Consider the following 25767-nt stretch of genomic DNA (forward strand, 5'->3'; position numbering starts at 1 on the left):
GGTTTCAGGTCCGACGCTCAGATGGCGAGCGCGGCGTCGGCACCGGCCAGCGCCCGCGGCCACAGCGCCAGGCCACCGCCCAGGCTCCAGGCCTGCTCATGCCCAAGCCGCCGCAGGGCCTGCGCGGCTTGCGCGCTGCGGTTGCCGCTGCGGCAGAAGAAGACGATGGGTGTCTCGGCCGGCAGGGTCAGCCAGCGGGCCAGCGCATTGGGCAGGCCCGACAGCGGCACGGCCTCGCGGCGCACGCCCGCGCCGAGCTCGGGCGCCTGGCCCAGGCGCTGCTCGTAGGGCTCGCGCACATCGACGAGCAGAAGCTGCGGGTGCTCGCGCAGCAGGTCATTCAGTTCGTCCAGGCTCATCTCGCTTGAAGCAAGCGGGCAGGCGCTGTCGACGCGCGCGCCGCAGGCCACGGTCTGGTATTCGGTCAGGGCCAGGCCCTGCTCGAGCTGGGCCTTGGCGGCCGCGAAACCAGCGCCATCGATGCGGCCACTGAGCACGTCGCCCAGCAGCGGCTGGGCCACGCATTCCACGGCCAGCGTGCTGGCGAAACGGTCGTCGTAGTCGTGACCGGGCAGCAGCAGGGCGTGGGGGCCGACGGCCTTTTCCAGGCGGCCCAGCGAGCTGCCGTAGGCCAGCGGCGCGCTCTGTTCGAAGTCACTGCGGCCCAGGGCGCCGGGCATGACGGTGTCGCCGACGAAGGCCAGGCGCAATCCGCCCGCGTCGTACAGCAGATAGGCCGTCGAGTCCTGGGTGTGGCCGGGAATCGGCATGCGGCTCAGCCGGGAGGTGCCCAGCGCGATGGCGTCGGCGCCGATTGGCCAGCCCAGGCCGTCGACATCACCGCGCGACTGGCCGGCGGCGGCGAGCAGCTCGGGCGCGGACGAGGCGTGGTCGCCATGGCTGTGGGTGTCGAGCACGGCGGCGAGTTCATAACCCTGGCAGGTCAGCCACTGAGCCAGGCGTTCGGTCAGCTCGGGCAACGGGTCGACGACAACGGCACGGCGGCTGGCGGCATCGGCCAGCAGATAGCAGCAGGCGCCATCGACGACGAAGCGCGTCAGGCCATCGGCCGGCAGGGCCTGGCCGGGAGCGCTCGGGTCCAGGCAGCTCTCGCGCAGGGACTCGCCACAGATGCGGATGCGAGCGCAGGCCTCGTCGATGAAGGCGGCATCGGCCACCGGGCCGAAGGACAGGCGCACGGCTGCGGCCGCTTGCCAGGCCGGCAGGCCCATGGCCTCCAGCACATAGCTCGGCTGGGCCTTGGCCGCGCTGCAGGCCGAGCCGCCGCTGACACGCAGTTCGGCAGCATCGAAGAGGTCCAGCAGCAGCTTGGAGCTGACACCCGGCACGGCGAAGTTCAGCGTCGTCGGCAGGCAGGCCTCGGGCGGCGCGTTGAACACCAGGCCGGGGAAGGCCTGCTGCAGCGCGCCAGCCAGGCGGTCGCGGAAGGCGATGAGGGTGGCGTGATCGCGAAAGGTCTTGCCATCCTCCAGCGCCGCCAGCACGGCGCCCAGGGCGGCGATGCCGGACATGTTCTCGGTGCCCGAGCGCAGCGCGCCCTCCTGGCCGCCGCCGGCCAGCAGCGGCGTGAACGGTGCGCCTTCGCGCACATAGAGCAGGCCGATACCCTTGGGGGCGTAGAGCTTGTGGCCCGAGAACGGCGCGTAGTCGATGCGGCGCTCAGCCAGGCGCAGCGGCAGCTTGCCCAGGGCCTGAACGCCGTCCACCATCCACAGCGCGGCGCTGCCGGAAAGCGCCCGCTCGATGCCGTCCAGGTCACTGATGACGCCGGTCTCGTTGTTGGCCGCCATCGTGCAGACGAGGCCGGCGCGCGGTGCGTGCTCGCGCAGCCAGGCGAGGTCATGGCGGCCGTCGCGGCCGACGGGAATGGCCAGCACCTGCAGGTTCAGGCCGAGCAGCGCATTCCAGTGCTTGATGGCCTCGGGCACCGCCTTGTGCTCGGTGGCGCCGTAGAGCAGCAGCTTGGGCCGGGTTGGCACGTCCCTCAAGGCGCTCAGCGCCGACAGCACGGCCGTCTGGATGCCCTCCGTCGCTCCGCTGAGGAAAAGCAGCTTGCCCGAGCTCGCCCCGAGCACGCGGCGAGCACGGGCCCGAACGCCGTCCATCAGCGCCCTCGCCTTCAGCCCGGTGCTGTGGACGCTGCTGGGGTTGCCGAAGTCATCGGCCATCGCGGCCATGGCGGCTTCGCGGGCTTGCGGCAGGACGGGCGTGGTGGCGTTGGCGTCGAGATAGATTTCCATGGTGCTGGCCGCTGCGGCGGTGGGATGCGCTGGCGGTATTGTTGCCAGCTTCGGGCACAAACGGTTTGCGCAAGCCGGCTTTCAATCGCCCGGACCGGGCATGCAATGCTTTATATGATCGATTCCATGAAACTGGATTCCATAGACATCCGCATCCTCGACATCCTTCAACAGAACGCCGAGCTTCAGACGGCCGAGGTGGCGCAGCAGGTCGGCCTGTCAACGACGCCTTGCTGGCGGCGCATCCAGCGCCTGAAGGAATCGGGCGTCATCACACGCCAGGTGGCGCTGCTGGACGCGCAGAAAGTGAATGTCGGCGTCACCGTCTTCGTCTCGGTGCGCACCAGCACCCACAGCCAGGACTGGTTCGAGACCTTCAAGGCCACGGTGCAGGCCATCCCCGAGGTCGTCGAGTTCTATCGCATGAGCGGCGACGTGGACTATCTGCTGCGGGTGGTGGTGCCCGACATTGCCGCCTATGACAGGGTCTACAAGCGCCTCATCGCCGGCACTCAGCTGCGCGACGTCAGCTCCAGCTTCGCCATGGAGGAACTCAAGCTGACGACGGCATTGCCGTTGGGCTATGCCGGTTGACGCGTCATTTGCTACGGCGTGTTGCAAATTGCGGGCAGCCGCAGTACACCGTACAGGCATTGCGGCGTTAAGTTCACCGCATTCGACCTGAGCGAGCCTGTCATGAAGACCCTTGTCCGCGCCTCCGTTGTTCTGGCCTTGCTGGCCGCCCAAGGTCTGGCGAGCGCCGGCCCCCGCTACTACCACCATCACCATCATTACCGAGGCCCCGGCCTCGGTGGCTTGGTCCTCGGCCTGGCAGTGGCGGTGCCGCTGATCGCGATGGCGAATCAGGCTGAGCGCGAGGTGGTCTATGTGCCGCCGCCCCCGCCGCCGCAGCCGGTGTATGTGCAGCCCGTGCAACCGGTTTACACCCAGCCGTCGCGTGCCGTGCCGATCATCTATCCGCGCAACGGCCAGAGCGGCGTCCAACTGGAAGCTGACAGCCGCGAATGCAACCGCTGGGCGACGACGCAGCAGGCCGCGATGTCGGATGCCGGTGTGTTCCAACGCGCCGTCGAAGCCTGCATGGACGGGCGCGGCTACACGATGCGCTGAGGCGTGAACCGGCCGTACGGCGCATACGGCGGCTGCCCAAAAACAAAAAGGACCTGGAGGCTTTCGCTTCCAGGTCCTTGCTTTATTTGGGGTGGCTGATGGGACTCGAACCCACGACGACAGGAATCACAATCCTGGACTCTACCAACTGAGCTACAGCCACCGCAGAGCCAAAAAGTATAACCGATAAATCAGGGTGCGCTGGCCGCCGAGGCCGGTGCCTCGACCTTGATGGCGGCCTTGTATTGCGACTTCAAAGCGGCCAGATAGGCGGCGCCTTCGGCACGCGCCCAGGCGCCGGCGTACTGCTGGGCGGCGCGCTTGTCGTCGATGACGGCGGCGTCGCGAGGCTGCAGCTGGTTGATGCGCACGACGACATAACCGCCGTCGTCGGCCGCCACGCCAACGGCGGCCGGCAACTTGGCGGCATCGGCGCCGAGCACGGCTTCGAGCTGGGTGCGCGTCAGGTTCTGCGGCTTGGCGCGCGAAACGGAGACGGCAGCTTCCAGGCCGGCGGTGTCCGCCGGGTTGGCCTTCATCGCGGCCAGGCGGGCTTCGCCGGCCTTCCTGGCCTGCTCGGCGGCGAGCTTGTGCACGAGCTGCTCGCGCACCTTGTCCTTCACGTCGGCCAGCGGCGGCACGCGGGCCGGGTTGTGCTGGGTGACGTGAGCCGACACGAGCTGGCTGGGACCGGTCTCGACGGCTTCGGTGTTGCGCTTGTTGCGCAGTGCATCGTTGCCGAAGACGGCTTCCAGCAGCTTGGGCGAGGCGAGCGGGCCCGCTGCGCCGGGCTGCGGCTGGCGCTGCACGGTGGCGGTCTGGACCTGCAGCTTGAGCTTGTCGGCTGCGGGCTGCAGGCTGTCGGACTGCTCGTAGACGAGATTGCCGAACTGCTCGGCAGCCTCGGAGTAGCGGCGCTGGGCGAGTTGCTTGCGCACTTCGTTCTCGACTTCGGTGCGCACCGCCTCGAAGGGCTTCTTGTCGCCGCCGCGGGTACCGGTCAGCTGGATGATGTGATAACCGAAATCGGTCTCGACAAGGTTGCTGATCTCGCCCTGCTTCATCGCGTAGACGGCGGCGTCGAACTCCTTGACCATGGCGCCGCGGCTGAAGAAGTCGAGGTCGCCACCATTGGCGCCGGAGCCTTCGTCCTGGGAATTCTTCTTGGCCAACGCGGCGAACTCGCCGGGGTTCTTGCGCACTTGCGCCAGGATCTCCTCAGCCTTGGCCTTGGCCTTGGCGCGCTCTTCGGCTGGCGCATTGCGCTCCACCTTGATGAGGATGTGGCTGGCGCGGCGCTCCTCGGGCACGCCATAGCGTGCAGCGTTTTCCTTGTAGTAGTTCTGCAGGTCGTCTTCGCTGAACTTGACGTCCTTCTTCAGCGCGTCCAGGTCGAGCACGACGTACTGGATCTGGGCCGATTCAGGCAGCTGGAACTTGGCGGCATTCGCCGGTTCCTTGTAGAAGGCCTCGACGTCGGCATCGCTCGGGTTGAGCTTGGCAGCGAAGTCCTTGACGTCAAAACGCTGCAGCTGCACCTCACGTTGCTGCAGCAGGGCGTCGAAGGCCAGCTTGGGGCTGGCGGCGCCGACGGCAGCCGAGGACTCGATGGGGGCCGTGACCTGACGGACGGCGTAGTCCTGGCGCAGGCGCTCCATGAAGATGGAAGGCGTCATGCCCTGGGCCGCGAGCAGGGCCTTGTTGACCGTACCGTCGGGGTTGCGCAGAAAGGCGAACTGCGGGTCATTCCAGAAGCGGGCGTTGACGGACTCAGCGCTGGGCGTGAAGTGCTGGTGCTCCGCGGCGGCCTTGAGCGTGCGCTCGTTGACCAGGTTCTCGAGGGCCTGGCGTTTCACTTCCGGCGTATCCAGCAGTTTGGCATCGACGCCCGGGCTCTGGCGGCGGATGCGGTCGGCCTGCTCACGTTGGGCGACGTCCCATTCGGCCTGGGTGATCTTGCGGCCATCGACGCTTGCCACGCCGGTGTTGGCACCACCCATCATGCTGGTGTAGCCCTGCATGCCGACGAGGGCGAAGGACGGCAGGATCAGCAACAGCAGGACGAACTGGAACAGGCGGTTGTGCGTGCGGACGAATTCAAACATCTCGGGGAGCCTTGAGGATCAAACGCGACGAAGGCGAACCGAGGTTCGCCTTCGAGGGAGCCGCATTCTAAATGCGAGACGGCGGACGCCGCCCTGGGGTCGGGTGGTGGGCGCTGACGGGCTCGAACCGCCGACAATCTCCGTGTAAGGGAGGTGCTCTACCAACTGAGCTAAGCGCCCGGGGAAACCGGGATTGGCCGAAGGTTCAGTTCACGGCGTCTTTGAGCGCCTTGCCGGGTTTGAACTTGGGCACCTTGGCCGATTTGATCTTGATGGTATCGCCGGTGCGTGGGTTGCGGCCGGCGCGCGCAGCACGCTTGGTGATGCTGAAGGTGCCGAAGCCTACCAGCGAGACGGTGCCGTTCTTCTTCAGCGTCGTCTTGACGCCGCCGATCACGGCTTCGAGCGCACGGCCTGCAGCAGCCTTGGAGATGTCGGCCTGCTTGGCGATGTGCTCGATCAATTCGGACTTGTTCACTCGTGCCCCCTCATGACGATTCAGCGGACTGTTGAGCCCTGCACCGTGACCGGCCGCAAGACTGCGATGCAGATGTCGATCCCGCGCACTGCGCAGCCTGTGACAGGCCGACTACAAGCGGCCAAGGCGCGCGCGGGGAAGCGGATTCTAGACGCGCGTCCGGCGGTGGGCGGGGCGGGAAAAGTCCCGATACAACTCGGCGTCCGGCGTGAACCAGGACGGCGCCCTAGCGGGCCTTGGCACGGATTTCCGGCAAGGCCTTCTGCAGGTAATAGACCATGGACCAGATGGTCAGCACGACGGCTGCGTAGATCAGCCAGGTACCCCAGAGCCGCGTCGGAATGAGGCCGAAAAGCTGGCCGTCATAGAGCAGGAAGGGGATGGCCACCATCTGCACCGTCGTCTTCAGCTTGCCGACCATGTGCACGGCAACGCTGCGTGAAGCGCCGATCTGGGCCATCCATTCGCGCAGGGCCGAGATCGCGATCTCGCGGCCGACGATGACGAGGGCGACGAAGGCGTTGACACGGCCGAGCTCCAGCAGGATCAGCAGCGCCGAGCAGACCAGGAATTTGTCGGCCACCGGGTCAAGRAARGCGCCGAAGGARGAAGTCTGGTTSAGCTTGCGCGCCAGAWAGCCGTCCAGCCAGTCGGTCAACGCGACCACGACGAACAGGACCGTCGCGAACAGGTTCTGGTGCGCCGGCGTCATTTCCAGATAGAACACGCCGACGATCAGCGGGATCGCCACAATGCGGGCCCAGGTCAGCAGAGTCGGCAGCGTCAGGAACATGCCAGCATTGTGCCCATGTCGACGCCAGCCCCCGGGGCGCCGCCGGCGCAACTGTGGCGGCCAGCCCTCAGTTCAGGCTGAGCGGCTTGAAGCGCCGGTCCTCTTCGAAGAGAAAGGTCTCGGTGAACTTCCAGGGCTCAGGCATGCGGCGCACGTCGCCAAAGGGCGCAGCGCGATGGATGGCGTCGATGGCCAGCTGCAGGGTTTCCGGTGCAAACCTGGGCTTGCGGACGACGTTGACGCGACGCACGCTGCCGTCGGCCTTGACCTCGATCTCCAGCACCACGACGCTCAGTACATGCGAGGGCGCCTTGGTCATGAAGCTGCCTTCCGGGTTGGCCATGACGAGGCGCTCCGCGGCCTGGCGACGCAACTCGTCGTGGGTGCGCACCGGCTTGGGCGGCGGCAAGCCGGCGGGCTTGGGGGCCGCCACAACGGTTGGCGACGGCTGCGGCGCGGGCTCCAGGACCACGGCGCGTGGCACGCCGTCAGTGGGCACCACAGGCGCCGGTGCACGTGGCGTTGCCGCGCAGCCGGCCAGCAGCGGACCGATCAGCCAGCGTGCGGCGCGTTTCAAGGGGGCGATGGTGGGCACGGCGTTCTCCTCATGGCTCGCATTGTTCTGCTTCGTCCCCTGCTCGAGGTGCGACGGATTTCTCACCGCGACTGCGGCGCCGGTAGCGCAATGCAACGCAGCGTAAGCGTTCTACACCTCAGTGCAGCGCGCGGTAGATCTCCTCGGCAAGTTCGCGCGTTCTGCACTTCAGTGCAGCGCGCGGTAGATTTCTTCAGCTAACTCGCGCGACACGCCCTTCACGCTGCACAGCTCGTCCACGCTCGCGCCCGCCACGCCGCGCACGCCGCCAAAGCGCTGCAGCAACTGAGCACGCTTCTTCGGGCCGACCCCCGGCACGTCCTCCAGCCGTGAGCCGCCGGTGCGGGTCGCGGCGCGCTTGGCGCGCATGCCCGTGATGGCAAAGCGGTGCGCCTCGTCGCGGATCTGCGCGATCAGCATCAGCGCCGCCGAGTCGCGGCCGAGGTAGATCTTCGCGCGCCCGTCGGCAAAAACAAGTTCTTCCAGCCCGACCTTGCGGCCCTCGCCTTTTTCGACGCCGGCAATGAGACCGAGGTCCAGCCCCAGCTCCTCGAAAACCTCGCGCGCCATCGACACCTGGCCGCGGCCACCGTCGACGAGCACGAGATCGGGCAGGCGGCCGGTGCCCAGCTGGGCGGCTTCGGCCATCTTGCTGTAGCGGCGCGTCAGCACCTGGCGCATGGCCGCGTAGTCGTCGCCGCCCGTGATGCCCTCGATGTTGTAGCGACGGTACTGGCTGCTCTGCATCTGGTGGTTCTCAAACACGACGCAGCTCGCCATCGTCGCCTCGCCTGCCGTGTGGCTGATGTCGAAGCATTCGACACGGAACTTGTCGATCTCGGCAACCGACAGATCCAGCGCGTCGACCAGGGCCCGCGTGCGCGCATGCTGGGAGCCTTCCTCCGCCAGCAGCCGCGCCAGCGCCAGCTCGGCGCCCTTGACGCACATCTCCAGCCAGATGCGCCGTTGCCCGCGCGGCTGGGCCTGCACAGTCACGCGGCTGCCAGTCTGGATGCCGAGGGCTTCGGCCAGCCCTACATCCACCATCTCGCTGACGACGATCAACCCAGGAGCCGGCGAGGCCAGGTAGTGCTGGGCCATGAAGGCCTCGAGCACTTGCCGCTCAGGCGACAGCACTTCTTCATCGTTGAGCTGAACGGCAGTCGCGTCATCGACATGCTTGGGGAAGAAGGCGCGGTCACCCAGATGCCGTCCACCGCGCACCATGGCGAGATTCACGCAGGCCTTACCGCCCTGCACCTTGACGGCCAGCACGTCGACATCACGGTCGCGGCCCGTGGCGCTGCTTTCCTCGATGACCTGCTGCTGCAGCACCTTGGACAGCGCCTGGATCTGGTTGCGCACCTCGGCCGCCAGCTCGTACTCGAAGCGCTCGGCATAGGCGCCCATCTGCTCCTGCAGCGCTGCCATCACCTCGTTGGTCTCGCCGCGCAGGAAGCGCTCGGCGCTATCCACATCACGCGCGTACTCGGGCGTCTGCCCGGCCGGCACGCAGGGGCCCGAGCAGCGCTTGATCTGGTGCAGCAGGCAGGGCCGGCTGCGGTTGTTGAAGACGCTGTCCTCGCAGGTGCGTAAGCGGAAGACCTTCTGCATCAGCTGGATGGACTCCTTCACCGCCCAGGCGCTCGGGAAGGGGCCAAAGTATTTGTGCCGCTTGTCCACCGCACCGCGGTAGTAGGCCATGCGCGGCCAGGCGTGCGAGGTGATCTTCAGATAGGGGTAGCTCTTGTCATCCCGGAACACGATGTTGAAGCGCGGGTTCAACGTCTTGATCAGGTTGTTCTCGAGCAGCAGCGCCTCGGCCTCGGTGCGCACCACCGTGGTTTCCAGGCGCGCAACGCGGGCCACCATCAGGCCGATGCGGGTGCCGCCATGGTTCTTCTGGAAATAGCTGCTGACGCGGCGCTTCAGGTCCTTCGCCTTGCCGACGTAGAGCACCTCGCCCTTGGCATCGAAATAGCGGTAGACGCCCGGCAGGGCCGGCAGCGCATTGACTTCGGTCAGCAGCCTTTCGCGGCCCTCGCGCGCGGCGGCCTCCACCTCGGCGGTGCGCTGCTTTTCGGCGGTTGCGATGGCGGCCCGCTCGGCCACCTGCTCAGACTGCTGCGGATCACCGGCATCGGTGTTGGAAGGGGTCGTACTCGACATGGCTGGAATTGTGGCCTGGGAGAATCGGGCCATGAGAGCGCCGATGCTTTGGGACATCTTCTGCCGCGTCATCGACAACCATGGCGATCTGGGCGTCTGCTGGCGGCTGGCACGCGACCTCGCGGCGCGCGGCGATGAGGCCAGGCTGTGGATCGACGAGCCGTCGGCCCTGGCCTGGATGGCCCCGGACCGTCCCGCCGCCATCGACGTGCGCGCCTGGCCCGAGGGCGACGTGCTCGCGCAGCCCGGCGACATCGTCATCGAGGCCTTTGGCTGCGAACTGCCGCCGGCCTTCGTGGCCCGCATGGCCACGGGCCAGCGGCCAGCGCGGTGGATCAATCTCGAATACCTCAGCGCCGAGGACTATGTCGAGCGCAGCCATGGCCTCGCCTCACCGCAGTTCAGCGGCCCGGGCGCGGGGCTGACCAAGCACTTCTTCTATCCCGGCTTCACGCCACGCACCGGCGGCCTGCTTCGCGAACCGGGTTTGCTGAAGCGGATCGCCGGCTTCGATGGCGCGGCCTGGCTGGCTGAACGAGGCTGGCCGCCGCTGCCTGGCGAGCGCGTCGTCAGCCTGTTCGCCTATGCCAATGCGGCCCTGCCGGCCCTGCTCGACGCGCTGGGCAGCGAGCCCACGCTGCTGCTCGCCTGCCCCGGCCCGCTGCAGGCACAGGTTCACGAACGCCCAGGCTTGCGCACCATCGCCCTGCCCTATCTGGCCCAGGACGACTACGACCGGTTGCTCTGGGCCTGCGATCTGAATTTCGTGCGCGGCGAGGACTCGTTCGTGCGCGCGCAATGGGCCGGCAAGCCTTTCGTCTGGCATATCTATCCCCAGCACGACGACGCCCACCACGCCAAGCTCGAAGCCTTCATGGCGCGTGCCGAACTGCCTGCATCCTGGCGCGCGGTCTGGCGTGGCTGGAACGGCCTGACTCCCTTACCCGCCTCGCTCACCGGCCTGGACGAGGCCGCCGAGCAAGCGCCGAGGTGGCGTGCGCAATTGGCGGCGCAGCCCGACTTGCTGACGCAGCTGCAGGGCTTCTTAGGGGTTTCCAGCTAGAATGACGGGCTTTGCCGCGCCAACCCGAGACGGGTTCTCCTGGAGTCTGGTGCGCCGTCCAGCCGGAATCTCCGGCGCCTCACACCGCAATTCACCATGAAACTCGCTCAAGAAATCCGCGCCGGCAACGTGATCATGCAGGGCAAGGACCCGATGGTCGTCCTGAAGACCGAATACAGCCGTGGTGGCCGTGGTGCTGCCACCGTGCGCATCAAGATGAAGAACCTGCTGAACGGCGCGGGTGCCGAGCTGGTCTTCAAGGCCGACGACAAGATGGAGCAGATCATCCTCGACAAGAAGGAGTGCACCTACACCTACTTCGCCGACCCGATGTATGTCTTCATGGACACCGAGTACAACCAGTACGAAGTCGAGTCCGAGAACATGGGTGACGCTCTGTCCTACCTCGAAGACAGCATGGCCGCGGAAGTGACCTTCTACGACGGCAAAGCCATCTCCATCGAACTGCCCACCAGCGTCGTGCGCGAGATCGAGACCGAGCCGGCCGCCAAGGGCGACACCTCGGGCAAGGTCATGAAGCCCGCCCGCCTGAAGGGCACCGGCTTCGAGATCTCCGTGCCGGCGTTCGTCGAGAACGGCGACAAGATCGAAATCGACACCCGCACCCACGAGTACCGCAAGCGCGTCTAAGCAGACGCCTCCGGCCTCCAGCAAAACGCCCGCATCAGCGGGCGTTTTTCTTTATTCGGCGTCGTCAGACAGATCGGGGACTTCCAGCTCGGCGTCGATCTCGCTGTCGAAATCGGCCGAAGCCTTGACCGGGATCCATGGGCGGTCCAGCGGGCGGTAGATGCGGCTCTGCAGGCGCGCCAGGCGGTCGGAACGCTCGATGGCGTTCATCACCTCGGCGGGGGAGATCAGCATCGCGAAGGGGTCAGCCAGATTCGGGGTGTTGGACAGCATGGTGGGCCTCGTGTTTGACGATGACTCCACTTTAGGCAGCCGCGCCTTGGCGCAACAGTCGGCCCAGCGCGCTAGCCGCTGTAAGACTTTTCCCTACACGGCCCCCGGGGCGAGAACTAATTGGCGCTCTTGGCAGGTTCTGCAGCTTTGGCCGCGCGCTGGCGTTCCTGAATGATCAGGCGCAGCTCCTTGGCCATCACATCGCGGCCGCCGCGCTGGGCGAAATCGGCCGCCGTCAGTTCCTGCTCATTGGCCGCGCGCGGCTCGGCGCCCGCCTTGATGAGCAGAGGCACCAGATCGCTGTTGCCGTAGCGCGCCGCCATCATCAGCGGCGTCGTACCGTTCTCGGAGCGCGCATTGAGCTCGGCGCCGTGAGCGATGAGGAAGGCCGCCACGCCGTTGTCCGGCCCGCTGCAGGCGTAGTGCAGCGGCGTCCAGCCCGCGCGGTTGACGGCGGCGCCACGCTTGACCAGGGCCTGCACGGCCGGCAGCGAGCCGCGGATGGCAGCCACCATCAACGGCGTCTCGCCCTGGGCATTGGCTTCGTCCACCTGCGTCTGCGGCGAAGCCAGCAGACTGTCCAGCGCGCGCAGCGACTCTTCACGCACGGCGATGAAGATGGCCTTGCGGCCGCGCGAGTCAGCCTGGTTGGCGTCCACGCCCTTGAGCAGCAGGGCCAGCACGGCGCGGCCGTCGTTCATTTCGGCGGCAATGGCGAGTTCGTCAGCGGGCGCGGCACGCAGGGCCGTCGTGGCCAGCAGCGCCAGCGCGGCGATCCATGCCTTCTTCATGCCGCTTCGGGCAGGCCGAACAGCCGCCGCGTATTTGCCGTCGTGCGGGCGGCCAGCTCCTCCACCGGCAGGCCCACCGCATCGGCCACCGCCTTGGCCACATGGGGCACATAGGCCGGCGAATTGGTCTTGCCGCGGAAGGGCACCGGCGCGAGATAGGGGCTGTCGGTTTCGATCAGCACGCGGTCCAGCGGCAGCAGCCTCAGCAGGTCACGCAGGTCCTGGGCGTTCTTGAAGCTGACGATGCCCGAGAAGGAGATGTAGTAGCCGCGTTCGACGGCGGCCAGGGCAACTTCCGCCGTCTCGGTGAAGCAGTGGAAAACGCCGCCGGCCTGCTCACCGCCCTCTTCGTCCAGCACGCGCAGCGTGTCGGCCGCGCTGGAGCGAGTGTGGATGACCAGTGGCTTCGCCGCTGCCTTCGCGGCCCGGATGTGGGTGCGGAAGCGCTCGCGCTGCCACTCCATGTCGTCGATGCTGCGGCCGTTGAGGCGGTAGTAGTCCAGCCCGGTCTCGCCGATGGCGACGACACGCGGCAGCGCGGCCAGGCGCACCAGTTCCGCCACGTCGGGTTCGCGCATGTCCTCGGTGTCGGGGTGTACGCCCACGGTGGCCCACAGCTGGGCATGCTCAAGAGCCAGCGCATGCACGGCCTCGAACTCCTCCATCTGCGTGCAGATGCAGATGGCCTGCTCGACCTGCGCGGCCTGCATGTCGGCCAGGATGGCGGGAAGGTTCTGCTTCAGCTCCGGGAAGCTGAGATGGCAATGCGAGTCAACGAACATCGACGGGAACAGGAATCAAAGGGTCTGAGTCGGCTTGCTCGACGAGATCGCAGTGCCCAGGATTTCCTCGATCCTGACGCGGATCAACCGGGTCTTCTCGTCACCAGGGAAGCGCACGCCCACGCCCTGGGTGCGGCCACCCGACGCGTTGGCTGGCGTCAGCCAGGCCACCTTGCCGGCCACCGGATAGCGCTGGTTGTCCTCGGGCAGGGCCAGCAGCAGGTAGACGTCTTCGCCGAGCTTGTAGTCTCGCGTCGTCGGCACGAACAGGCCGCCTTCCGTGAAGGCCGGGATGTAGGCGGCGTAGAGCGCCGACTTCTCGCGAAAGACCAATTGGATGACGCTGGGCCGCGCGCCGGACGATGCGCCCTGACCGCTCACCGTGGGCAAGGGCAGGCTACCGCTCACCTTGCTGGGCTGGAATTGCGGAGACTTGGAGGAGGGGGCGTCGCTCATGAAGGGCGAGTGTAGTCAGCGCGCGGCGGCCGAGATGGCCGTCTGGGCTTGCGCCACCAAGGCCTCGATCCACAACCCGGCGTTCAGCGGATGGTCGGCGTGGCGGGCGGCGCGGCGCAGTTCGGCGTCCCAGCTCAGCAACGGTGCGGCGCGCTTGGGCGTAGGCAGGGCCGCCGGCGCGAAGAACTGGCCGCGCTGCCCGTGGCTGCGGCGCACCAGGTCGTGGCACAGGCGCTGCAGCGCATCGATGACGCGAGGTGGCGCCCAGTCCGACAAGGCCGCCACCTCGCCGCGGGCCACCCGCTTGGGCAGGGCCTGCCACGCCGCATCGGTCAAGCCGCCTTCGGACCAGGCCAGCGCCTGCTGCGGCCGGCCGCCTGTGGCATCCAGCAGCCCTTCGGCACCGTCGACACCCTTGGACACCAGCCAGGCCAGCGCGGCCGCGCGTTCGGGCAGCGGCAAGGGTACCGGCTGGCAGCGGCTGCGGATGGTGGGCAGCAGCGCGGCGCTGTCATGGCTGGCCAGCGCAAAGCGCAACAGGCCGGAGGGCTCCTCCAGCGTCTTCAACAACGCATTGGCCGCAATGCCGTTCAGCGCCTCGGCCGGGAAGATGACGACCACCTTGGCCTTGCCGCGCGCCGATGTCGCCTGGGCAAAGGCGAGCAGGTTGCGCACCGCTTCGACCTTGATTTCCTTGCTGGGTTTGGCCTTGCCGGCCTTGGGCGCGTCGGGTTCCTCGAAAGGCAGGCCGAGAGACTCACGGGCTGATGCGTCCAGGGCTTCCGGCATCAACAGCTGGAAATCCGGGTGGGTGCCGCTGGCGAACAGCTTGCAGCTTGAGCAGTGGCCGCAGGCGGGTTGGGCTTGGCCACGGTCTTCGCACAGCCAGCTCTGGGCCAGCTTGACGGCCAGTTCGAGCTGGCCGACGCCGGCCGGCCCTTGCACCAGCAGCGCATGCGAACGCGCCCGTGCCAGCGCATCGGCCAGCGGCGCCTGCAGCCAGGGGAGATCGGCGTTCAGCATGGGTAGCGTTCTGCAAGGACGGCCAGCACGTGGGCACCTACCTGCTCGACCGTGCCACTGGCGTCGACACGCACGATGCGCCCCGGCGCCTTGGCCGCACGCGCCGAATAGCCGGCCCGCACGCGCTCGAAGAACTCCAGGTCCTGCTGCTCGATGCGGTCGGCCTCACGGGCGCTGGCACGACGGGCGGCGGCCTGTTCGGCGGGCAGGTCGAACCACAGCGTCAATTCGGGCTCGGTGCCTTCCTGCACCCAATCGGCCAGCGGCTCCAGCACCGACAGCGGCAGGCCGCGGCCGCCGCCCTGGTAGGCGAAGCTGGCGTCAGTGAAGCGGTCGCAGAGCAGCGTCTTGCCGGCGGCCAGCGCGGGCTTGATGACGGCCTCGACATGGTCACGGCGGCCGGCAAACATCAGCAGCAGCTCGGTCAGCGAGCCCATGGATTCCTTGAGCACGATGTCACGCAGCGTCTCGGCCAGCGGCGTGCCGCCAGGCTCACGGCTCAACTGCACATCGGCGCCGCGCGCGCGGAACCAGTCGGCCACCGCCTGGATGTGGGTGGACTTGCCGGCACCGTCGATGCCTTCGAAAGAAATGAATCGACCGGTCACTTGCCGCCGCGTTGGTATTTGTTGACCGCGCGATTGTGCGCGGCGAGGTCATCGCTGAATTCGCTGCTGCCGTCGCCCCGGGCAACGAAGTAGACCGCCTTGATGGCCGCCGGGTTCAGCGCCGCCTGCAGCGAGGCCGCGCCGGGCATGGCGATGGGCGTGGGTGGCAGGCCGCCGCGGGTGTAGCTGTTGTAGGGCGTGTCGGCCAGCAGGTCGCGCTTGCGCAGGTTGCCGTCGAAGGCTTCGCCCAGGCCGTAGATGACGGTGGGGTCGGTCTGCAGCGGCATGCCCACGCGCAGCCGGTTCATGAAGACGGCGGCGACCTTGGAGCGGTCTGAAGACACGCCGGTTTCCTTTTCGACGACGGAGGCCAGGATCAGCGCCTCGTCGGCCGATTTCAGCGGCAGGTCGCGCGCCCGCTTGCTCCAGGCTGCCGCCAGCCGGCCCCGCATCGCCGCGTGGGCGCGCTTGAGCACCGTCAGGTCGCTGACACCGCGGCTGTAGGCATAGGTGTCGGGGAAGAAGCGACCCTCGGGCGCCACGCCGGGCTCACCCAGCGCCGTCATGATCTCGGCATCGCTCATCTGCGCCGTCTTGGGCTTGAGTGAAGGTGCGGCGGCGAGTGCCGCCCTCACCTGGCGCCAGTTCCAGCCTTCGATGAGGCGCAGTTGCTCCATGACCTGGTCGCCGCGCACCATCTTGTCGAGCAGCTCCCGCGGCGTGATGCCGGCGTGGACCTCATAGCTGCCGGCGCGGATCTGCTTGGCCTGGCCCGACCACTTGAACCATTGGTAGAGGAAGCGGGTATCGGTCTGCACGCCGGCAGCGACCCACGCGCGGGCAACCTCCACCGGGTTGGTGCCGGGCTCGATGGACAGCTCCACCGAAGGCGCCGACAGCGCCAGCGGGCTGCGCAGCCACTGCCAGACGGCGCCTGCAGCCAGCACTGCGATCAACAACAAGACGAGCAGCGCTCGCAACAACCACTTCATGCCCTGTGAAAAGCCCGGTCAAAAGGGGGCCGATGATAATTCCCGTCATGTCCCAAGCCTCCCAACTCCGTCTCTCTGACTGGGGCGTGATCCGCGCCCAGGGCGCTGACGCCGCCAGCTTCCTGCACAGCCAGCTGACCCAGGACTTCGCCCTGCTCGACCGCGAGCACGCACGCCTGGCCGGCTTCTGCACGGCCAAGGGCCGGCTGCTGGCGACGATGGTGGGCTGGCGCGGCGGTGATGAAGAGATTCTGCTGGCCCTGCCGGCCGAGACGCTGGCGGCGACGCTGAAGCGCTTGTCCATGTTCGTCATGCGGGCTAAGTGCAAGCTCAGCGACGCGAGCGCCGAGTTCGCGGTCTACGGCCTGCTGGGCGCGCCGGCCGCCGAAGCCTGGACGCTGACGCGCGATGGCGAAGCCGTTCAGGTCGCCCTGCCTGGCATCGGTCGCGCGCTGCGCGTGCAGCCTGCCAACGCGCCCGCACCGACCGGCGCAGCGATGACAGCCGACGACTGGGCCTGGGCAGAAGCCGAAGCCGGCGTGGCCTGGGTGCGCGGCGCCACCGTCGAAGCCTTTGTGCCGCAGATGATCAATTTCGAGGTGCTGGGCGGCGTGAACTTCAAGAAGGGCTGCTACCCCGGCCAGGAGATCGTCGCGCGCAGCCAGTACCGCGGCACGCTGAAGCGCCGGCTGCAGGTTTTCGAGGCGGATGCGCCCGCGACCATCGGCCAGGAGATCTTTAACAGCGCAGACCCGGAGCAGCCCGCTGGCGTCGTTGCGGGCAGTGGGTCCAAGGGCGGCCGGACAGCCATTGCCGCCGAGATCAAGCTCGCGGCATTGGAAGGCGGCAGCCTGCACCTGGGCAGCGCTACCGGCGCCACGCTGCAGCCGCGCGCCCTGCCCTACGAGATTCCGCCCCAAGACTGACCGTGCAGCTCTACGTCTACTACCGCGTCGCCGCCGACAACGTCGAGGCAGCACTCATCGCCTTTCGCAAGGCTCGTGTCGAAGCGCCCATCGAGCTGCTGCAAAGGCCAGAGCCGAATGCCGACGGGCAGTGGACGTGGATGGAGATCTACCCCGAAGGCTGGACCCACCGCGAGCCGCAGGTGGCGGCGGCAATGGCGCCCTGGCTGGCGAGTGAACGCAAGATCGAGCGCTTCGAGATGCTGGGCTGACGAGTCCCGCGACAACCACGGCCTCGTCTACTGATTGAACCAGCGGTAGAACTCTTCGTCATCGACATCGGTGAGCTCGGTGAATTTCCCGCTTCCAGCGAAGTCTGCGCTGACCTTGAAGCGACCGCCGACGCCGCTTTCGTAGCGTCCCGCCAACTGCACCTTGGTGCCGTTCAGCCCACTGAGCTGGAGCAGACCCGGCTCCGGCCCCACATTGGCTCCCGAAGTGCGCAGTTCACCCAGGGTGTCGACCTGGATGGAAGCCCCCGCCTCGCGGCCGGTCGAAAAGATCAGGTCGAACTGCCCTGCGGTGGTTTCCTCTTGCGTCTTGAAGGTGATGGCCAGGTTGCGCATCAGCAGCACCTGGCCACCCGCGAGCGTGACCTCCAGATCACCCTCGCTCAACACGAGGATGCGCCCACCGTCCAGATAGACGAAGCGCAGCTTGCCGGCCAATCGATAGGACCAGCCATAGGCCCAATACGCCTGCTGACCTCTTGACTGTTCGACTCGCGCATCCTTCAGGCCGGCCTTGTCCGCCACCAGTGCCGTCAGTGATGTGGTTCCCCCGCCAAGATCGGATGCCGAGCATTCGGGGCTCTCGGCGACGATCTTGTCGCCCGCCGACCAGGCCTTGTCCTTGTCGAGATCCAGGTAGTGGACTTCCATGCTGCCACGGCCACACAAAAAGGATCTGGAGGGATTCGCCGGGCCGACCAGGGACATTTCCAGGTTCACCTGACGCAGCCAACCACGGAATACCTGCTGCAGCGCCTGCGCGTTCGACAGCAGGAACCTCGTGTTCGCCTCCGTCAATGCGAAGCTGGGCGCTGCATGCGGCGGCGTCGCCGACACGACCGGTGATGGCGCAGGAGACTCCGCGCCGCCTCCGCCGCCTCCGCAAGATGCCAGCATTGCCGCCACACCCAGCAGCGCAACCCGACTCATCATGGCGAGCTTCATTCGCCCCTCCCCAACCATCTTCTTGATCATCCAACCCACAAGCCCCCCGCCCGCTCAAAGTGCCCTGACCATCTCCACGTGCCCGATGCCGGCCTCCTCGAAAGGCTGGCCGCGCCGCTGGAATCCAGCCCGCAGATAAAAGTTCTCGGCAGACAGCTGCGCATGCAGCAGCACCTCGCGGTAGCCCTGTTTTCTGGCCTCGGCCATCAACGCGTCGAGCACCTGGCGGCCGATCTGGGTGCCGCGCATGGCGCGCAGCACGGCCATGCGGCCGATCTTGGCCACGCCGGGCACATGCTCCAGCATGCGGCCGGTGGCCAGCGGAATGCCGAAGCGGTTGCGCGCCAGCGCATGCAGGCAGCTCGCGTCGGCGGCGTCCCATTCCATGTCGGCCGGGATGCCCTGCTCCTCGATGAAGACCTCGCGACGGATGGCGCCGGCGGCTTCGCCATGCTCGCTCCATGCGCCGACGCTGACGTCGACGACGCTCTGGCCGGCCTCGAAGCCATGGATGACGTCGCGCAGCGCCTCGGGCAGGCGCTGCGGCGTCTGCGCGACCGGGTCGGCGAAGACGTAGATCATGTCGGCCTGCACCAGCAACTGGTCGCCACGGAAGAAGGCGCCGTCGACCTTCATCGAGCTGTTGCCGAACTCGCGGCAGCGCACGCCGATGTCCAGGCGGTCGTCATAGCGGGCCGAGGCGAGGTAGTCCAGCGCCGCGCGGCGCACGAAGAGGTCGCCACCCAGCATCTTCATCGTGTCGGCATAGGGCAGCGCCAGGGCTCGCCAATAGCCGCTGATGGCCGTGTCCATATAGGTCAGGTAGTGGCCGTTGAAGACGATGCCCTGGGCGTCGATCTCGGCCCAGCGCACGCGCAGCGGTTCGAAGAAGCGGAAGTCCTGGCGTTTCATGGCTTGAGATGTTCCTTGATGGCCGCGGCGCAGAAGTCCAGCGCCGCGACGGCCTCGGGCAGGCTGCGGCCCATCTTGATGAAGTCGTGGGTCACGCCGCGTGCGAGTTCCAGCTGCACCGGCACGCCGGCCGCGCGCAGCACGTCGGCATAGGCCAGGCCTTCGTCCACCAGAGGGTCGGCCTCGGCCAGCAGCACGGCGGCGGGCGCGAGATCGGCATGGTCTTCGGCCTCCAGCGGTGCGAAGCGCCAGTCGCTGCGCTGGTCGGCGTCGATGTAGTGGCTGAAGAACCATTCGATGGTCGTCGCATCGAGCAGATAACCCTCGGCAAAACGGCGGTGCGAGTCATGGCTCAGCCGGGCCGCGGTACCGGGCGTGATCAGAAGCTGAAGCGCCAGCGGCAGGCCCTGCTCACGGGCGAAGAAGGCCGTGCTGGCCGCCAGCGTGCCGCCGGCGCTGTCGCCGCCGACGCCCAGGCGGCTGCCGTCCAGGCCCAGCGCCGACGCCTGCTCATGCAGCCAGGCCAGGCCAGCCCAGGCATCGTCGACAGCAGCCGGAAAACGGTGCTCGGGTGCGAGGCGGTAGTCCAGCGCCAGCACGGCTGCGCCACTGCGGTTGCTGAGCTGGCGGCACAGGCTGTCATGCGTCTCCAGGTCGCCGATCGTGAAGCCGCCGCCGTGCAGATACAGCAGCACGGGCAGCTTGTCGGCGCTGGGCGCGTACAGACGTGCCGGCCGGCCAGCCACCTCCAGATCTTCGACGCGGGCCAGGGCCGCACGCGGCAGGTCCAGGATCTCTGCGCCCATGCGGTAGGCCAGGCGGGCCTCACGCGGCGTCAGCGCGTGAAACGGCGGCCGCTTGGCGCGCTGGATGCGCGTCAGCAGTTCGGCCATGCGTGGGGTCAGTGGCGTCGTCATCGGGCCCGCATTGTCGGCGGCACCCAGGGGTCGCGCAGCGGGGCTTGGAAGGCGTTCTCGCTCGTTGGCGCCACGCTGCCCGGCTGCTGCGGCGTACCGGCGCGATCCACCATCACGAAGGGTCGAGCCTGCAACGCTCGCCGTTCGGGTCCGAGGTCGGCAGCGGCACGCAGGGCCAGCGTGTTCGCGTAGAAGGCCTTGAGGTCGGCGAGCTGAGCGACCCGGGTCGCGTCGTCGAGATAGCTCATGTGGCCGCCGGCATAGTTGCGGACTTTCACGCGGCTGGCATCGACGCGCGCCAGGTCGGTCTCGGTCAGGTGAAAGGGCGTGGCCAGGTCGTGATAGCCGCTGACGGCGAGCACGCGCAGGCGGGCGTTCTGGGCCAGGGCCACCGAGAGGTCGGGCAAGGTGTCCGGCAAGGGCCGGCCGGCGTGGCTGAAGTTCCAGAAGTTGATGGCATTGCTCAGCACGACATAGGTGGAGCTGTTGCGGTAGCCGAGCTGGTCGCGCAGATGGGTGGCGATGCCGGTGGCGAAGCTGCTGCCGATCCAGGTGCTGGACACATCGCCCTCCGAGGCGAGCTGGCTGCCGATGGCCGCCTTCATGCGGCCGTCGTAGCGGCCGAGCTGCTGGCCGGAGATCAGCCAGATGCGGAAGTTGTCGGCCGACACGTTCAGGCTCGTCTGCCATTGCGCCGCGGGTAAACCGGTCAGGTTGGCCAGAGGCTGCCAGATCGTCGGTGTCGGTACATTGGCCAGCCAGGCTTGCAGCGCCGGCGCGTAAACCTGGTCGGCATAGGTACGCGCCTGCGCCGCCCAGGCATTGAGATCGGTCGGCACGGGCTGCGTCAGCTGGTGGAAGGCGCCAACGGCGGCGAAGCTCGGCAGATAGCCGCCGCAGCCCTGCCCGTTCGTGATGCCGCAATTGCTGTTGTAGTCCATCGCCGGGGACTGCAGCACAAGCCCGTCAAGCATGACGCCGGCCTCCTGCAACTGGCGCGCAAGCACGGCCGTACGCGGGCCGCCGTAGCTTTCGCCGTAGAGGTATTTGGGCGAGGCGGCGCGGTTGTTGGCAGCCAGGTAGCGCTGGATGAAGTCGCGGAACAGCGCGGCGTCGGCGTCCACGCCCCAGAAGTTGCGGTTGGTGAAGGGCGCGATGGCCTGGGAGTAGCCGCTGCCCACTGCGTTGATGAAGACGAGATCGGTCTGGCCCAGCAGGTGCTCGGCGTTGTCGATCATCGGGAAAGGCCGCGCCGCCGTCGTGTCGGGTGCGTTGGCCACGAGGCGCTTGGGACCGAAGCTGCCCAGCTGCAGCCAGACCGAGGCCGAGCCCGGGCCGCCGTTGTAGAAGAAGGTGACGGGGCGGGTCGCCACATCGGCGCCGGGCAGGGTGTAGGCGACGTAGAACACCGAGGCCTCGGCAGCGCCGGTGGCGTCGCGCGCGATCAGGTGGCCGGCGGTGGCGGTGTAGCTCAGCGTCTGGCCGTTGGCCGTGAGCGTCTGGGTGCTGACGGCGGCGGCCTCGACGGCGCCCGACAGCGAAGCATCGGCCGCCGAGGAATAGACCGTCGTGTCGGTCAGCCCCGGCTGGTTGTCGACAGGCGGCGTCGGCGTGGGGGCCGAGCCCCCTCCTCCGCCCCCGCAGGCCGCGAGCAGGACCAGGAGCAGCAGGGGCAGTGAAGTCGCGCGCATGACGGCGAGTCTAGACACGCCGGACTAGGATGCGCAAAGACATTGCAGGGAGTGCGCCGTGGCCCAGATCCTCTACCTGACCCGCATCGAGCTCGAGTTCGGCGCCAGCCGCCTGCTGCCGGCCGAATGCGAGCGCATCGGCATCCGCCGCCCGCTCGTCGTCACCGACGCCGGCGTGCGCGCAGCCGGCGTGCTGGACGAGGCGCTGGCAGCCTTCGACGTCAAGCCCCCCGTGTTCGACCGCACCCCCGCCAACCCGACCGAGGCCGCCGTTCGGCTGGCGGCGCAGATGGCCCGGGAGTTCGACTGCGACGGCCTGCTCGCCATCGGCGGCGGCTCCAGCATGGACCTGGCCAAGGGCGTGGCCATCGCCGCCACGCACGAGGGCCCGCTGACGCACTACGCGACCATCGAAGGCGGCGCCGGGCGCATCAGCCCCAAGGTGCTGCCGTTGATCGCCGTGCCGACGACGGCGGGCACTGGCAGCGAGGTGGCGCGCGGCGCCATCATCATCGTCGACGACGGCCGCAAGCTGGGCTTCCACAACTGGGAGCTGCTGCCCAAGGCGGCCATCTGCGACCCGGCGCTGACTCTGAAACTGCCGCCGGGCCTGACGGCCGCCACCGGCATGGACGCCATCGCCCACTGCATCGAGACCTTCCTCGCGCCGGCCTTCAACCCGCCGGCCGATGGCATCGCGCTGGAAGGCCTGCGCCGGGGCTGGCAATCCATTGAACAGGCCACGCGCGACGGCCAGGACCGGGATGCGCGCATGGACATGATGTGCGCCAGCGTGCATGGCGCGATGGCTTTCCAGAAGGGCCTGGGCGCGGTGCACTCGCTGAGCCATGCACTGGGCGGCCTGAACCCGCGCCTGCACCACGGCACGCTGAACGCGGTCTTCCTGCCGGCCGTGATCCGCTTCAATGCCGAGGCCGACAGCGTGCGGCGCGAGCGGCGCATCGAACGGCTGGCGCAGGCCATGGGGCTGGCCGGCAGCGACGCCGATGCGGTGGCCGGCGCGATCAGCGCATTGAATGCCCGCCTGGGCTTGCCCAGCGGGCTCGCGGCCATGGAGGTCGGCCCCGAGCTGGACGACCGCATCATCGAACGCGCCCTGGTCGATCACTGCCACAAGACCAACCCGCGCATTGCGAGCGCCGAGGAATACCGGGCGCTGCTGGCAGCATCGCGTTGATCATCGTTTTCATCGCGACAGCGTGACCGAAGTCCCAGTTTGCGGCCGACACGGCTTGTAACGCCGCACTAGCATGCTTCGTTGCCCGCGCGCAGGCGCGGCGTCGAGACGAAAAGACAGGAGACATCATGAACAAGCTATCCATCGGCAAGCGCCTGGCCGCCGGCTTCGCCCTGGTGCTGGCATTGGCCGCCTGCGTGATTGCGCTGGCGTCCTGGCGGCTGGCCTCGACGGCCGCGGCGACGCGTCAGATGATGGACGAGCCGCTGACCAAGGAGAGGCTGATTGCGGACTGGAACCGCAACATCAACTCGGGCGTGCGCCGCACCATGGCCATCGCCAAGAGCTCCGACGCTTCGCTGGTCGAGCTGTTCAAGGAGGATCAGGCGCAGTCCACCAAGTCGTCCAGCGAGATGCAGGACAAGCTGAAAGCGCTGATCCGCTCGCCCGAGGAGCAGACGCTGTTCGATGAAGTCGGCAAGGCACGCAAGATCTACATCGATTCACGCGACACGATCGTCAAGCTCAAGAAGGACGGCCAGGCCGAGGCGGCCGACAAGCTGCTGACCGATGTCTTCGTGCCCGGCTCCAAGGTCTATCTGGCCAAGATGCAGGACTTCCTGGACTACCAGCGCAAGGCCATCGACCAGACCGCGGCCGGCATCGACGCCGCCAACAGCAACGGCCGCCTGCTGCTGCTGGGTTTCGGCCTCGCCATGCTGGGCCTGGGCGTGGCCGCAGCCTGGACCATCACGCGCAGCATCACGCTGCCGCTGGCGGCAGCCAACGAATTGGCCGAGCGCGTGGCGGACGGCAATCTGATGCGCTCGGGCGCGGGACAGATTGCGCGCTCCGACGAAATCGGCAAGCTGCAGACGACGCTGCGCCGCATGCGCGAAACGCTGGCGCAGACGATTGGCAGCATCCGCGATTCGGCCGAATCCATCGGCACCGCGTCGGCCGAGATCGCCAGTGGCAACCAGGACCTGAGCGCCCGCACAGAAAAGGCGGCCTCCAGCCTGGAGCAGACGGCCAGTGCGATGGAGGAGCTGACCGGCACAGTGCAGCAGTCGGCGGCGTCAGCCGGCCAGGCGAACACGCTGGCGGTCTCGGCCGCCAACGTGGCTCAGCGGGGCGGCGAGGTGGTCGGCCAGGTCGTGCACACCATGGACGAGATCAATGCCAGCTCGCGCAAGATCGCCGACATCATCAGCGTCATTGATGGCATCGCCTTCCAGACCAACATCCTGGCGCTGAATGCCGCCGTCGAGGCGGCGCGAGCCGGTGAACAGGGGCGCGGCTTTGCGGTTGTCGCCAGCGAAGTGCGCTCGCTGGCCGGCCGCTCGGCGGATGCGGCCAAGGAGATCAAGAGCCTGATCGGCAGCAGTGTCGAGCGCGTGGAAGCGGGCTCGCGGCTGGTGGCCGAGGCGGGCAAGACGATGGGCGAACTCGTTGGCGCCGTGCAACGCGTCAAGGACATCATGGGCGAGATCACGACCGCCACGGCCGAGCAGTCCGACGGCATCGCCCAGGTCAATATCGCGATCGCCCAGCTCGACCAGGTCACGCAGCAGAACGCCGCCCTGGTGGAGGAGTCGACCGCCGCGGCCGAGAGCCTGCGCGAACAGGCGACGACGCTGAACGGCGCGGTCGGCACCTTCCAGGTGGCGCGGCGCTAAGGAAGCGCTGAATAAGTCCCCGCGATGCAGCGCGCCCTGGTTTGGGATGGGCTGCCAGGCGCAACGCGCAGCCATAGCCCTTGCTATGGCGAGCATTTGCAACGCCGCAGACCGCCCAAAGCAGGGATGCGCTGCGCGCGAGGGACTTGTTCAGCGCTTCCCTAACTGCCTCCGCCGCCTCCGCAGCCCGAGCCGCCGCAGCTGCTGCCGCCACCGCCGTCACAGCTGGCTCCACCGCCATCGCTGCTGCCACAGTCGCTGCTGCCGCCATCGCTGAAGCTGTAGCCCCAGTTGAATCCGCCATCGCCGCTGCCGCTGTCATCACGGCGGCGCTGCATCGCCTGGGCCTCTGCGGCACTGAGCAGCCCCAGGCCCGCCAACCCGGCAGCACCGAGAGCGGCATGGGTCGTCGAGCTGCCGCTGAGCTGACCAAAGCCATCGATCTGGCGATGCACCAGCACACCGCGCTCATGACCATAGGCCCAGCCGGTGGGCAGGCGCATCAGGCCGTCGAGCGCGAACAGGAAGGGCAGCCGCTGGGCGATCAGGCTGCGCCCTTCGCTGCGACAGGCGCCGGCCCAGGTGCGGGCCAGGCATTCATCCAGGGGCGCGCCCAGCGCCTCGGCTTCGCGGTGTTCGACGTGCTGGCCGAAGTAGCGTTGCTGCCAGGCAGCCAGCCCGCCAGCATCCGTTTGCAGCCAGACATGCCACACCGAATCCGCCGCCTTGCTGGGCAAGGCACACGGGCCCTGAGCCTGCTGCAGCCGGCAGGCCTCGAAGAACTGGGCCAGGCCTGTGGAGCAGCGCAACCAGGCCGCGTCATCGACGGCAAGGCCGGGAAAGTCATCGGGGGCTTGCCGCATCCAGGCCTCGCGAACCGCGGGCGGGATCTGCTCGGCGGCCAGCGTGGCCGGCGGGCACTGGCGGCGCAGCGCCTGCTGGAAACGGGTCTCGCGTCGCTGGCCGACCCAGGCGCTCAGGCGATTTGCGAGGCTGAACTTTGTTGTCGTTGTGTTGTTCATGGCCACGAGTGTTTGACATGAATATGACACGACCGTG

The 25767-nt window shown here is 67.9% G+C and carries 26 protein-coding genes and 2 tRNA genes; 8 read left to right on the forward strand and 20 right to left on the reverse strand.

The window, feature by feature from the left end; all coding sequences use genetic code 11:
- Positions 1 to 17 precede the first annotated feature (17 nt).
- Positions 18 to 2261, reverse strand: a complete 2244-nt coding sequence (locus ACXJKM_RS13850) for an aminotransferase class V-fold PLP-dependent enzyme (RefSeq protein ID WP_457353019.1) — start codon at positions 2259 to 2261, stop codon at positions 18 to 20.
- A 132-nt stretch (positions 2262 to 2393) separates the two neighbouring features.
- Between ACXJKM_RS13850 and ACXJKM_RS13855 the strand changes: the two genes are divergently transcribed.
- On the forward strand, positions 2394 to 2855 hold the full coding sequence (locus ACXJKM_RS13855) for an Lrp/AsnC family transcriptional regulator (RefSeq protein WP_056202466.1): 462 nt from the start codon (positions 2394 to 2396) through the stop codon (positions 2853 to 2855).
- A 102-nt stretch (positions 2856 to 2957) separates the two neighbouring features.
- The gene (locus tag ACXJKM_RS13860) at positions 2958 to 3392 is read left to right on the forward strand and encodes a hypothetical protein (protein WP_457353021.1); all 435 of its coding nucleotides are present in this window, start codon (positions 2958 to 2960) and stop codon (positions 3390 to 3392) included.
- Between the two features lie 87 nt (positions 3393 to 3479).
- On the opposite strand, the gene ACXJKM_RS13865 is transcribed toward ACXJKM_RS13860, so the two are convergent.
- From ACXJKM_RS13865 to uvrC, 7 genes are all read right to left on the reverse strand, one after another.
- Positions 3480 to 3555, reverse strand: a tRNA-His gene (locus tag ACXJKM_RS13865).
- 28 nt (positions 3556 to 3583) lie between these two features.
- A complete protein-coding gene (locus ACXJKM_RS13870) occupies positions 3584 to 5497 on the reverse strand; it encodes a peptidylprolyl isomerase (RefSeq protein WP_457353023.1) in 1914 nt (637 codons plus the stop codon).
- Between the two features lie 104 nt (positions 5498 to 5601).
- Positions 5602 to 5677, reverse strand: a tRNA-Val gene (locus tag ACXJKM_RS13875).
- A gap of 25 nt (positions 5678 to 5702) precedes the next feature.
- The gene (locus tag ACXJKM_RS13880) at positions 5703 to 5975 is read right to left on the reverse strand and encodes an HU family DNA-binding protein (protein WP_056201680.1); all 273 of its coding nucleotides are present in this window, start codon (positions 5973 to 5975) and stop codon (positions 5703 to 5705) included.
- 226 nt (positions 5976 to 6201) lie between these two features.
- A complete protein-coding gene (gene pgsA / locus ACXJKM_RS13885) occupies positions 6202 to 6768 on the reverse strand; it encodes a CDP-diacylglycerol--glycerol-3-phosphate 3-phosphatidyltransferase (protein WP_457353025.1) in 567 nt (188 codons plus the stop codon).
- Between the two features lie 67 nt (positions 6769 to 6835).
- Complete coding sequence (locus tag ACXJKM_RS13890) at positions 6836 to 7363, reverse strand: hypothetical protein (protein WP_157281927.1); 528 nt, start codon at positions 7361 to 7363, stop codon at positions 6836 to 6838.
- 168 nt (positions 7364 to 7531) lie between these two features.
- Positions 7532 to 9532 carry an excinuclease ABC subunit UvrC gene (uvrC, locus tag ACXJKM_RS13895; protein WP_457353026.1) on the reverse strand — a complete coding sequence of 667 codons (2001 nt, stop codon included), beginning with the start codon at positions 9530 to 9532 and terminating at the stop codon, positions 7532 to 7534.
- 31 nt (positions 9533 to 9563) lie between these two features.
- Here uvrC and earP point away from each other — a divergent pair, with 31 nt between their 5' ends.
- Together earP and efp are read left to right on the forward strand one after the other, a co-directional pair.
- The gene (gene earP / locus ACXJKM_RS13900; RefSeq protein WP_457353028.1) at positions 9564 to 10595 is read left to right on the forward strand and encodes an elongation factor P maturation arginine rhamnosyltransferase EarP; all 1032 of its coding nucleotides are present in this window, start codon (positions 9564 to 9566) and stop codon (positions 10593 to 10595) included.
- A 96-nt stretch (positions 10596 to 10691) separates the two neighbouring features.
- Complete coding sequence (gene efp / locus ACXJKM_RS13905) at positions 10692 to 11246, forward strand: elongation factor P (RefSeq protein ID WP_056201666.1); 555 nt, start codon at positions 10692 to 10694, stop codon at positions 11244 to 11246.
- Between the two features lie 51 nt (positions 11247 to 11297).
- On the opposite strand, the gene ACXJKM_RS13910 is transcribed toward efp, so the two are convergent.
- The 7 genes from ACXJKM_RS13910 to mltG form a co-directional block, all read right to left on the reverse strand.
- Positions 11298 to 11519 (reverse strand): hypothetical protein, encoded by a 222-nt coding sequence (locus tag ACXJKM_RS13910; protein ID WP_056201663.1) that lies wholly within the window; start codon positions 11517 to 11519, stop codon positions 11298 to 11300.
- A 116-nt stretch (positions 11520 to 11635) separates the two neighbouring features.
- Positions 11636 to 12310 carry an ankyrin repeat domain-containing protein gene (locus tag ACXJKM_RS13915; RefSeq protein WP_457324684.1) on the reverse strand — a complete coding sequence of 225 codons (675 nt, stop codon included), beginning with the start codon at positions 12308 to 12310 and terminating at the stop codon, positions 11636 to 11638.
- The gene (locus tag ACXJKM_RS13920) at positions 12307 to 13092 is read right to left on the reverse strand and encodes a TatD family hydrolase (RefSeq protein WP_056201658.1); all 786 of its coding nucleotides are present in this window, start codon (positions 13090 to 13092) and stop codon (positions 12307 to 12309) included. Before ACXJKM_RS13920 ends, ACXJKM_RS13915 begins: the two co-directional genes overlap by 4 nt.
- A gap of 15 nt (positions 13093 to 13107) precedes the next feature.
- Complete coding sequence (locus tag ACXJKM_RS13925; protein WP_082532892.1) at positions 13108 to 13548, reverse strand: PilZ domain-containing protein; 441 nt, start codon at positions 13546 to 13548, stop codon at positions 13108 to 13110.
- A gap of 15 nt (positions 13549 to 13563) precedes the next feature.
- Positions 13564 to 14571, reverse strand: a complete 1008-nt coding sequence (locus ACXJKM_RS13930; RefSeq protein ID WP_457353030.1) for a DNA polymerase III subunit delta' — start codon at positions 14569 to 14571, stop codon at positions 13564 to 13566.
- Positions 14565 to 15179, reverse strand: a complete 615-nt coding sequence (gene tmk, locus ACXJKM_RS13935; protein WP_457353032.1) for a dTMP kinase — start codon at positions 15177 to 15179, stop codon at positions 14565 to 14567. Before tmk ends, ACXJKM_RS13930 begins: the two co-directional genes overlap by 7 nt.
- Positions 15176 to 16171, reverse strand: a complete 996-nt coding sequence (gene mltG / locus ACXJKM_RS13940) for an endolytic transglycosylase MltG (RefSeq protein ID WP_457353034.1) — start codon at positions 16169 to 16171, stop codon at positions 15176 to 15178. Before mltG ends, tmk begins: the two co-directional genes overlap by 4 nt.
- Positions 16172 to 16218: 47 nt before the next feature.
- Between mltG and ygfZ the strand changes: the two genes are divergently transcribed.
- Both ygfZ and ACXJKM_RS13950 read left to right on the forward strand, forming a co-directional pair.
- Positions 16219 to 17097 (forward strand): CAF17-like 4Fe-4S cluster assembly/insertion protein YgfZ, encoded by an 879-nt coding sequence (gene ygfZ, locus ACXJKM_RS13945; protein WP_457353036.1) that lies wholly within the window; start codon positions 16219 to 16221, stop codon positions 17095 to 17097.
- A 2-nt stretch (positions 17098 to 17099) separates the two neighbouring features.
- Positions 17100 to 17348, forward strand: coding sequence for a DUF4936 family protein (locus tag ACXJKM_RS13950; RefSeq protein ID WP_457353038.1), 249 nt, complete (start codon positions 17100 to 17102; stop codon positions 17346 to 17348).
- A gap of 27 nt (positions 17349 to 17375) precedes the next feature.
- On the opposite strand, the gene ACXJKM_RS13955 is transcribed toward ACXJKM_RS13950, so the two are convergent.
- From ACXJKM_RS13955 to ACXJKM_RS13970, 4 genes are read right to left on the reverse strand one after another with little or no spacing between them, the layout of a single operon-like run.
- Positions 17376 to 18311 carry a hypothetical protein gene (locus tag ACXJKM_RS13955; RefSeq protein WP_457353040.1) on the reverse strand — a complete coding sequence of 312 codons (936 nt, stop codon included), beginning with the start codon at positions 18309 to 18311 and terminating at the stop codon, positions 17376 to 17378.
- A gap of 54 nt (positions 18312 to 18365) precedes the next feature.
- Positions 18366 to 19223: a YbgC/FadM family acyl-CoA thioesterase gene (locus ACXJKM_RS13960; RefSeq protein ID WP_457353042.1), complete on the reverse strand. Its 858-nt coding sequence runs from the start codon at positions 19221 to 19223 to the stop codon at positions 18366 to 18368.
- Positions 19220 to 20140, reverse strand: coding sequence for an alpha/beta hydrolase (locus tag ACXJKM_RS13965; RefSeq protein WP_457324681.1), 921 nt, complete (start codon positions 20138 to 20140; stop codon positions 19220 to 19222). The genes ACXJKM_RS13960 and ACXJKM_RS13965 overlap by 4 nt, the downstream gene beginning before the upstream one ends.
- Positions 20137 to 21831, reverse strand: coding sequence for a S10 family peptidase (locus ACXJKM_RS13970; RefSeq protein ID WP_457353044.1), 1695 nt, complete (start codon positions 21829 to 21831; stop codon positions 20137 to 20139). The genes ACXJKM_RS13965 and ACXJKM_RS13970 overlap by 4 nt, the downstream gene beginning before the upstream one ends.
- A 58-nt stretch (positions 21832 to 21889) precedes the next feature.
- Here ACXJKM_RS13970 and ACXJKM_RS13975 point away from each other — a divergent pair, with 58 nt between their 5' ends.
- Positions 21890 to 23029 (forward strand): iron-containing alcohol dehydrogenase, encoded by a 1140-nt coding sequence (locus tag ACXJKM_RS13975; protein ID WP_457353045.1) that lies wholly within the window; start codon positions 21890 to 21892, stop codon positions 23027 to 23029.
- A gap of 128 nt (positions 23030 to 23157) precedes the next feature.
- The gene (locus ACXJKM_RS13980; RefSeq protein ID WP_056201632.1) at positions 23158 to 24708 is read left to right on the forward strand and encodes a methyl-accepting chemotaxis protein; all 1551 of its coding nucleotides are present in this window, start codon (positions 23158 to 23160) and stop codon (positions 24706 to 24708) included.
- A gap of 161 nt (positions 24709 to 24869) precedes the next feature.
- Here ACXJKM_RS13980 and ACXJKM_RS13985 read toward each other — a convergent pair whose 3' ends face one another.
- A complete protein-coding gene (locus tag ACXJKM_RS13985; protein ID WP_457353047.1) occupies positions 24870 to 25730 on the reverse strand; it encodes a hypothetical protein in 861 nt (286 codons plus the stop codon).
- Positions 25731 to 25767: the final 37 nt, after the last annotated feature.

It is taken from the genome of Roseateles sp. P5_D6 (assembly GCF_054049415.1).

What these genes read in the sequence shown, in the direction of transcription:
- ygfZ (WP_457353036.1), top strand. Translation starts at nt 16,219, where the DNA reads ATGTCCCAAGCCTCCCAACTCCGTCTCTCTGACTGGGGCGTGATCCGC.
- ACXJKM_RS13850 (WP_457353019.1), bottom strand. Translation starts at nt 2,261, where the DNA reads ATGGAAATCTATCTCGACGCCAACGCCACCACGCCCGTCCTGCCGCAA.
- ACXJKM_RS13980 (WP_056201632.1), top strand. Translation starts at nt 23,158, where the DNA reads ATGAACAAGCTATCCATCGGCAAGCGCCTGGCCGCCGGCTTCGCCCTG.
- uvrC (WP_457353026.1), bottom strand. Translation starts at nt 9,532, where the DNA reads ATGTCGAGTACGACCCCTTCCAACACCGATGCCGGTGATCCGCAGCAG.
- efp (WP_056201666.1), top strand. Translation starts at nt 10,692, where the DNA reads ATGAAACTCGCTCAAGAAATCCGCGCCGGCAACGTGATCATGCAGGGC.
- mltG (WP_457353034.1), bottom strand. Translation starts at nt 16,171, where the DNA reads ATGAAGTGGTTGTTGCGAGCGCTGCTCGTCTTGTTGTTGATCGCAGTG.
- ACXJKM_RS13965 (WP_457324681.1), bottom strand. Translation starts at nt 20,140, where the DNA reads ATGACGACGCCACTGACCCCACGCATGGCCGAACTGCTGACGCGCATC.
- ACXJKM_RS13870 (WP_457353023.1), bottom strand. Translation starts at nt 5,497, where the DNA reads ATGTTTGAATTCGTCCGCACGCACAACCGCCTGTTCCAGTTCGTCCTG.
- ACXJKM_RS13970 (WP_457353044.1), bottom strand. Translation starts at nt 21,831, where the DNA reads ATGCGCGCGACTTCACTGCCCCTGCTGCTCCTGGTCCTGCTCGCGGCC.
- ACXJKM_RS13955 (WP_457353040.1), bottom strand. Translation starts at nt 18,311, where the DNA reads ATGAAGCTCGCCATGATGAGTCGGGTTGCGCTGCTGGGTGTGGCGGCA.
- ACXJKM_RS13920 (WP_056201658.1), bottom strand. Translation starts at nt 13,092, where the DNA reads ATGTTCGTTGACTCGCATTGCCATCTCAGCTTCCCGGAGCTGAAGCAG.
- ACXJKM_RS13915 (WP_457324684.1), bottom strand. Translation starts at nt 12,310, where the DNA reads ATGAAGAAGGCATGGATCGCCGCGCTGGCGCTGCTGGCCACGACGGCC.
- ACXJKM_RS13960 (WP_457353042.1), bottom strand. Translation starts at nt 19,223, where the DNA reads ATGAAACGCCAGGACTTCCGCTTCTTCGAACCGCTGCGCGTGCGCTGG.
- ACXJKM_RS13910 (WP_056201663.1), bottom strand. Translation starts at nt 11,519, where the DNA reads ATGCTGTCCAACACCCCGAATCTGGCTGACCCCTTCGCGATGCTGATC.
- ACXJKM_RS13985 (WP_457353047.1), bottom strand. Translation starts at nt 25,730, where the DNA reads ATGAACAACACAACGACAACAAAGTTCAGCCTCGCAAATCGCCTGAGC.
- ACXJKM_RS13930 (WP_457353030.1), bottom strand. Translation starts at nt 14,571, where the DNA reads ATGCTGAACGCCGATCTCCCCTGGCTGCAGGCGCCGCTGGCCGATGCG.
- ACXJKM_RS13860 (WP_457353021.1), top strand. Translation starts at nt 2,958, where the DNA reads ATGAAGACCCTTGTCCGCGCCTCCGTTGTTCTGGCCTTGCTGGCCGCC.
- earP (WP_457353028.1), top strand. Translation starts at nt 9,564, where the DNA reads ATGAGAGCGCCGATGCTTTGGGACATCTTCTGCCGCGTCATCGACAAC.
- ACXJKM_RS13925 (WP_082532892.1), bottom strand. Translation starts at nt 13,548, where the DNA reads ATGAGCGACGCCCCCTCCTCCAAGTCTCCGCAATTCCAGCCCAGCAAG.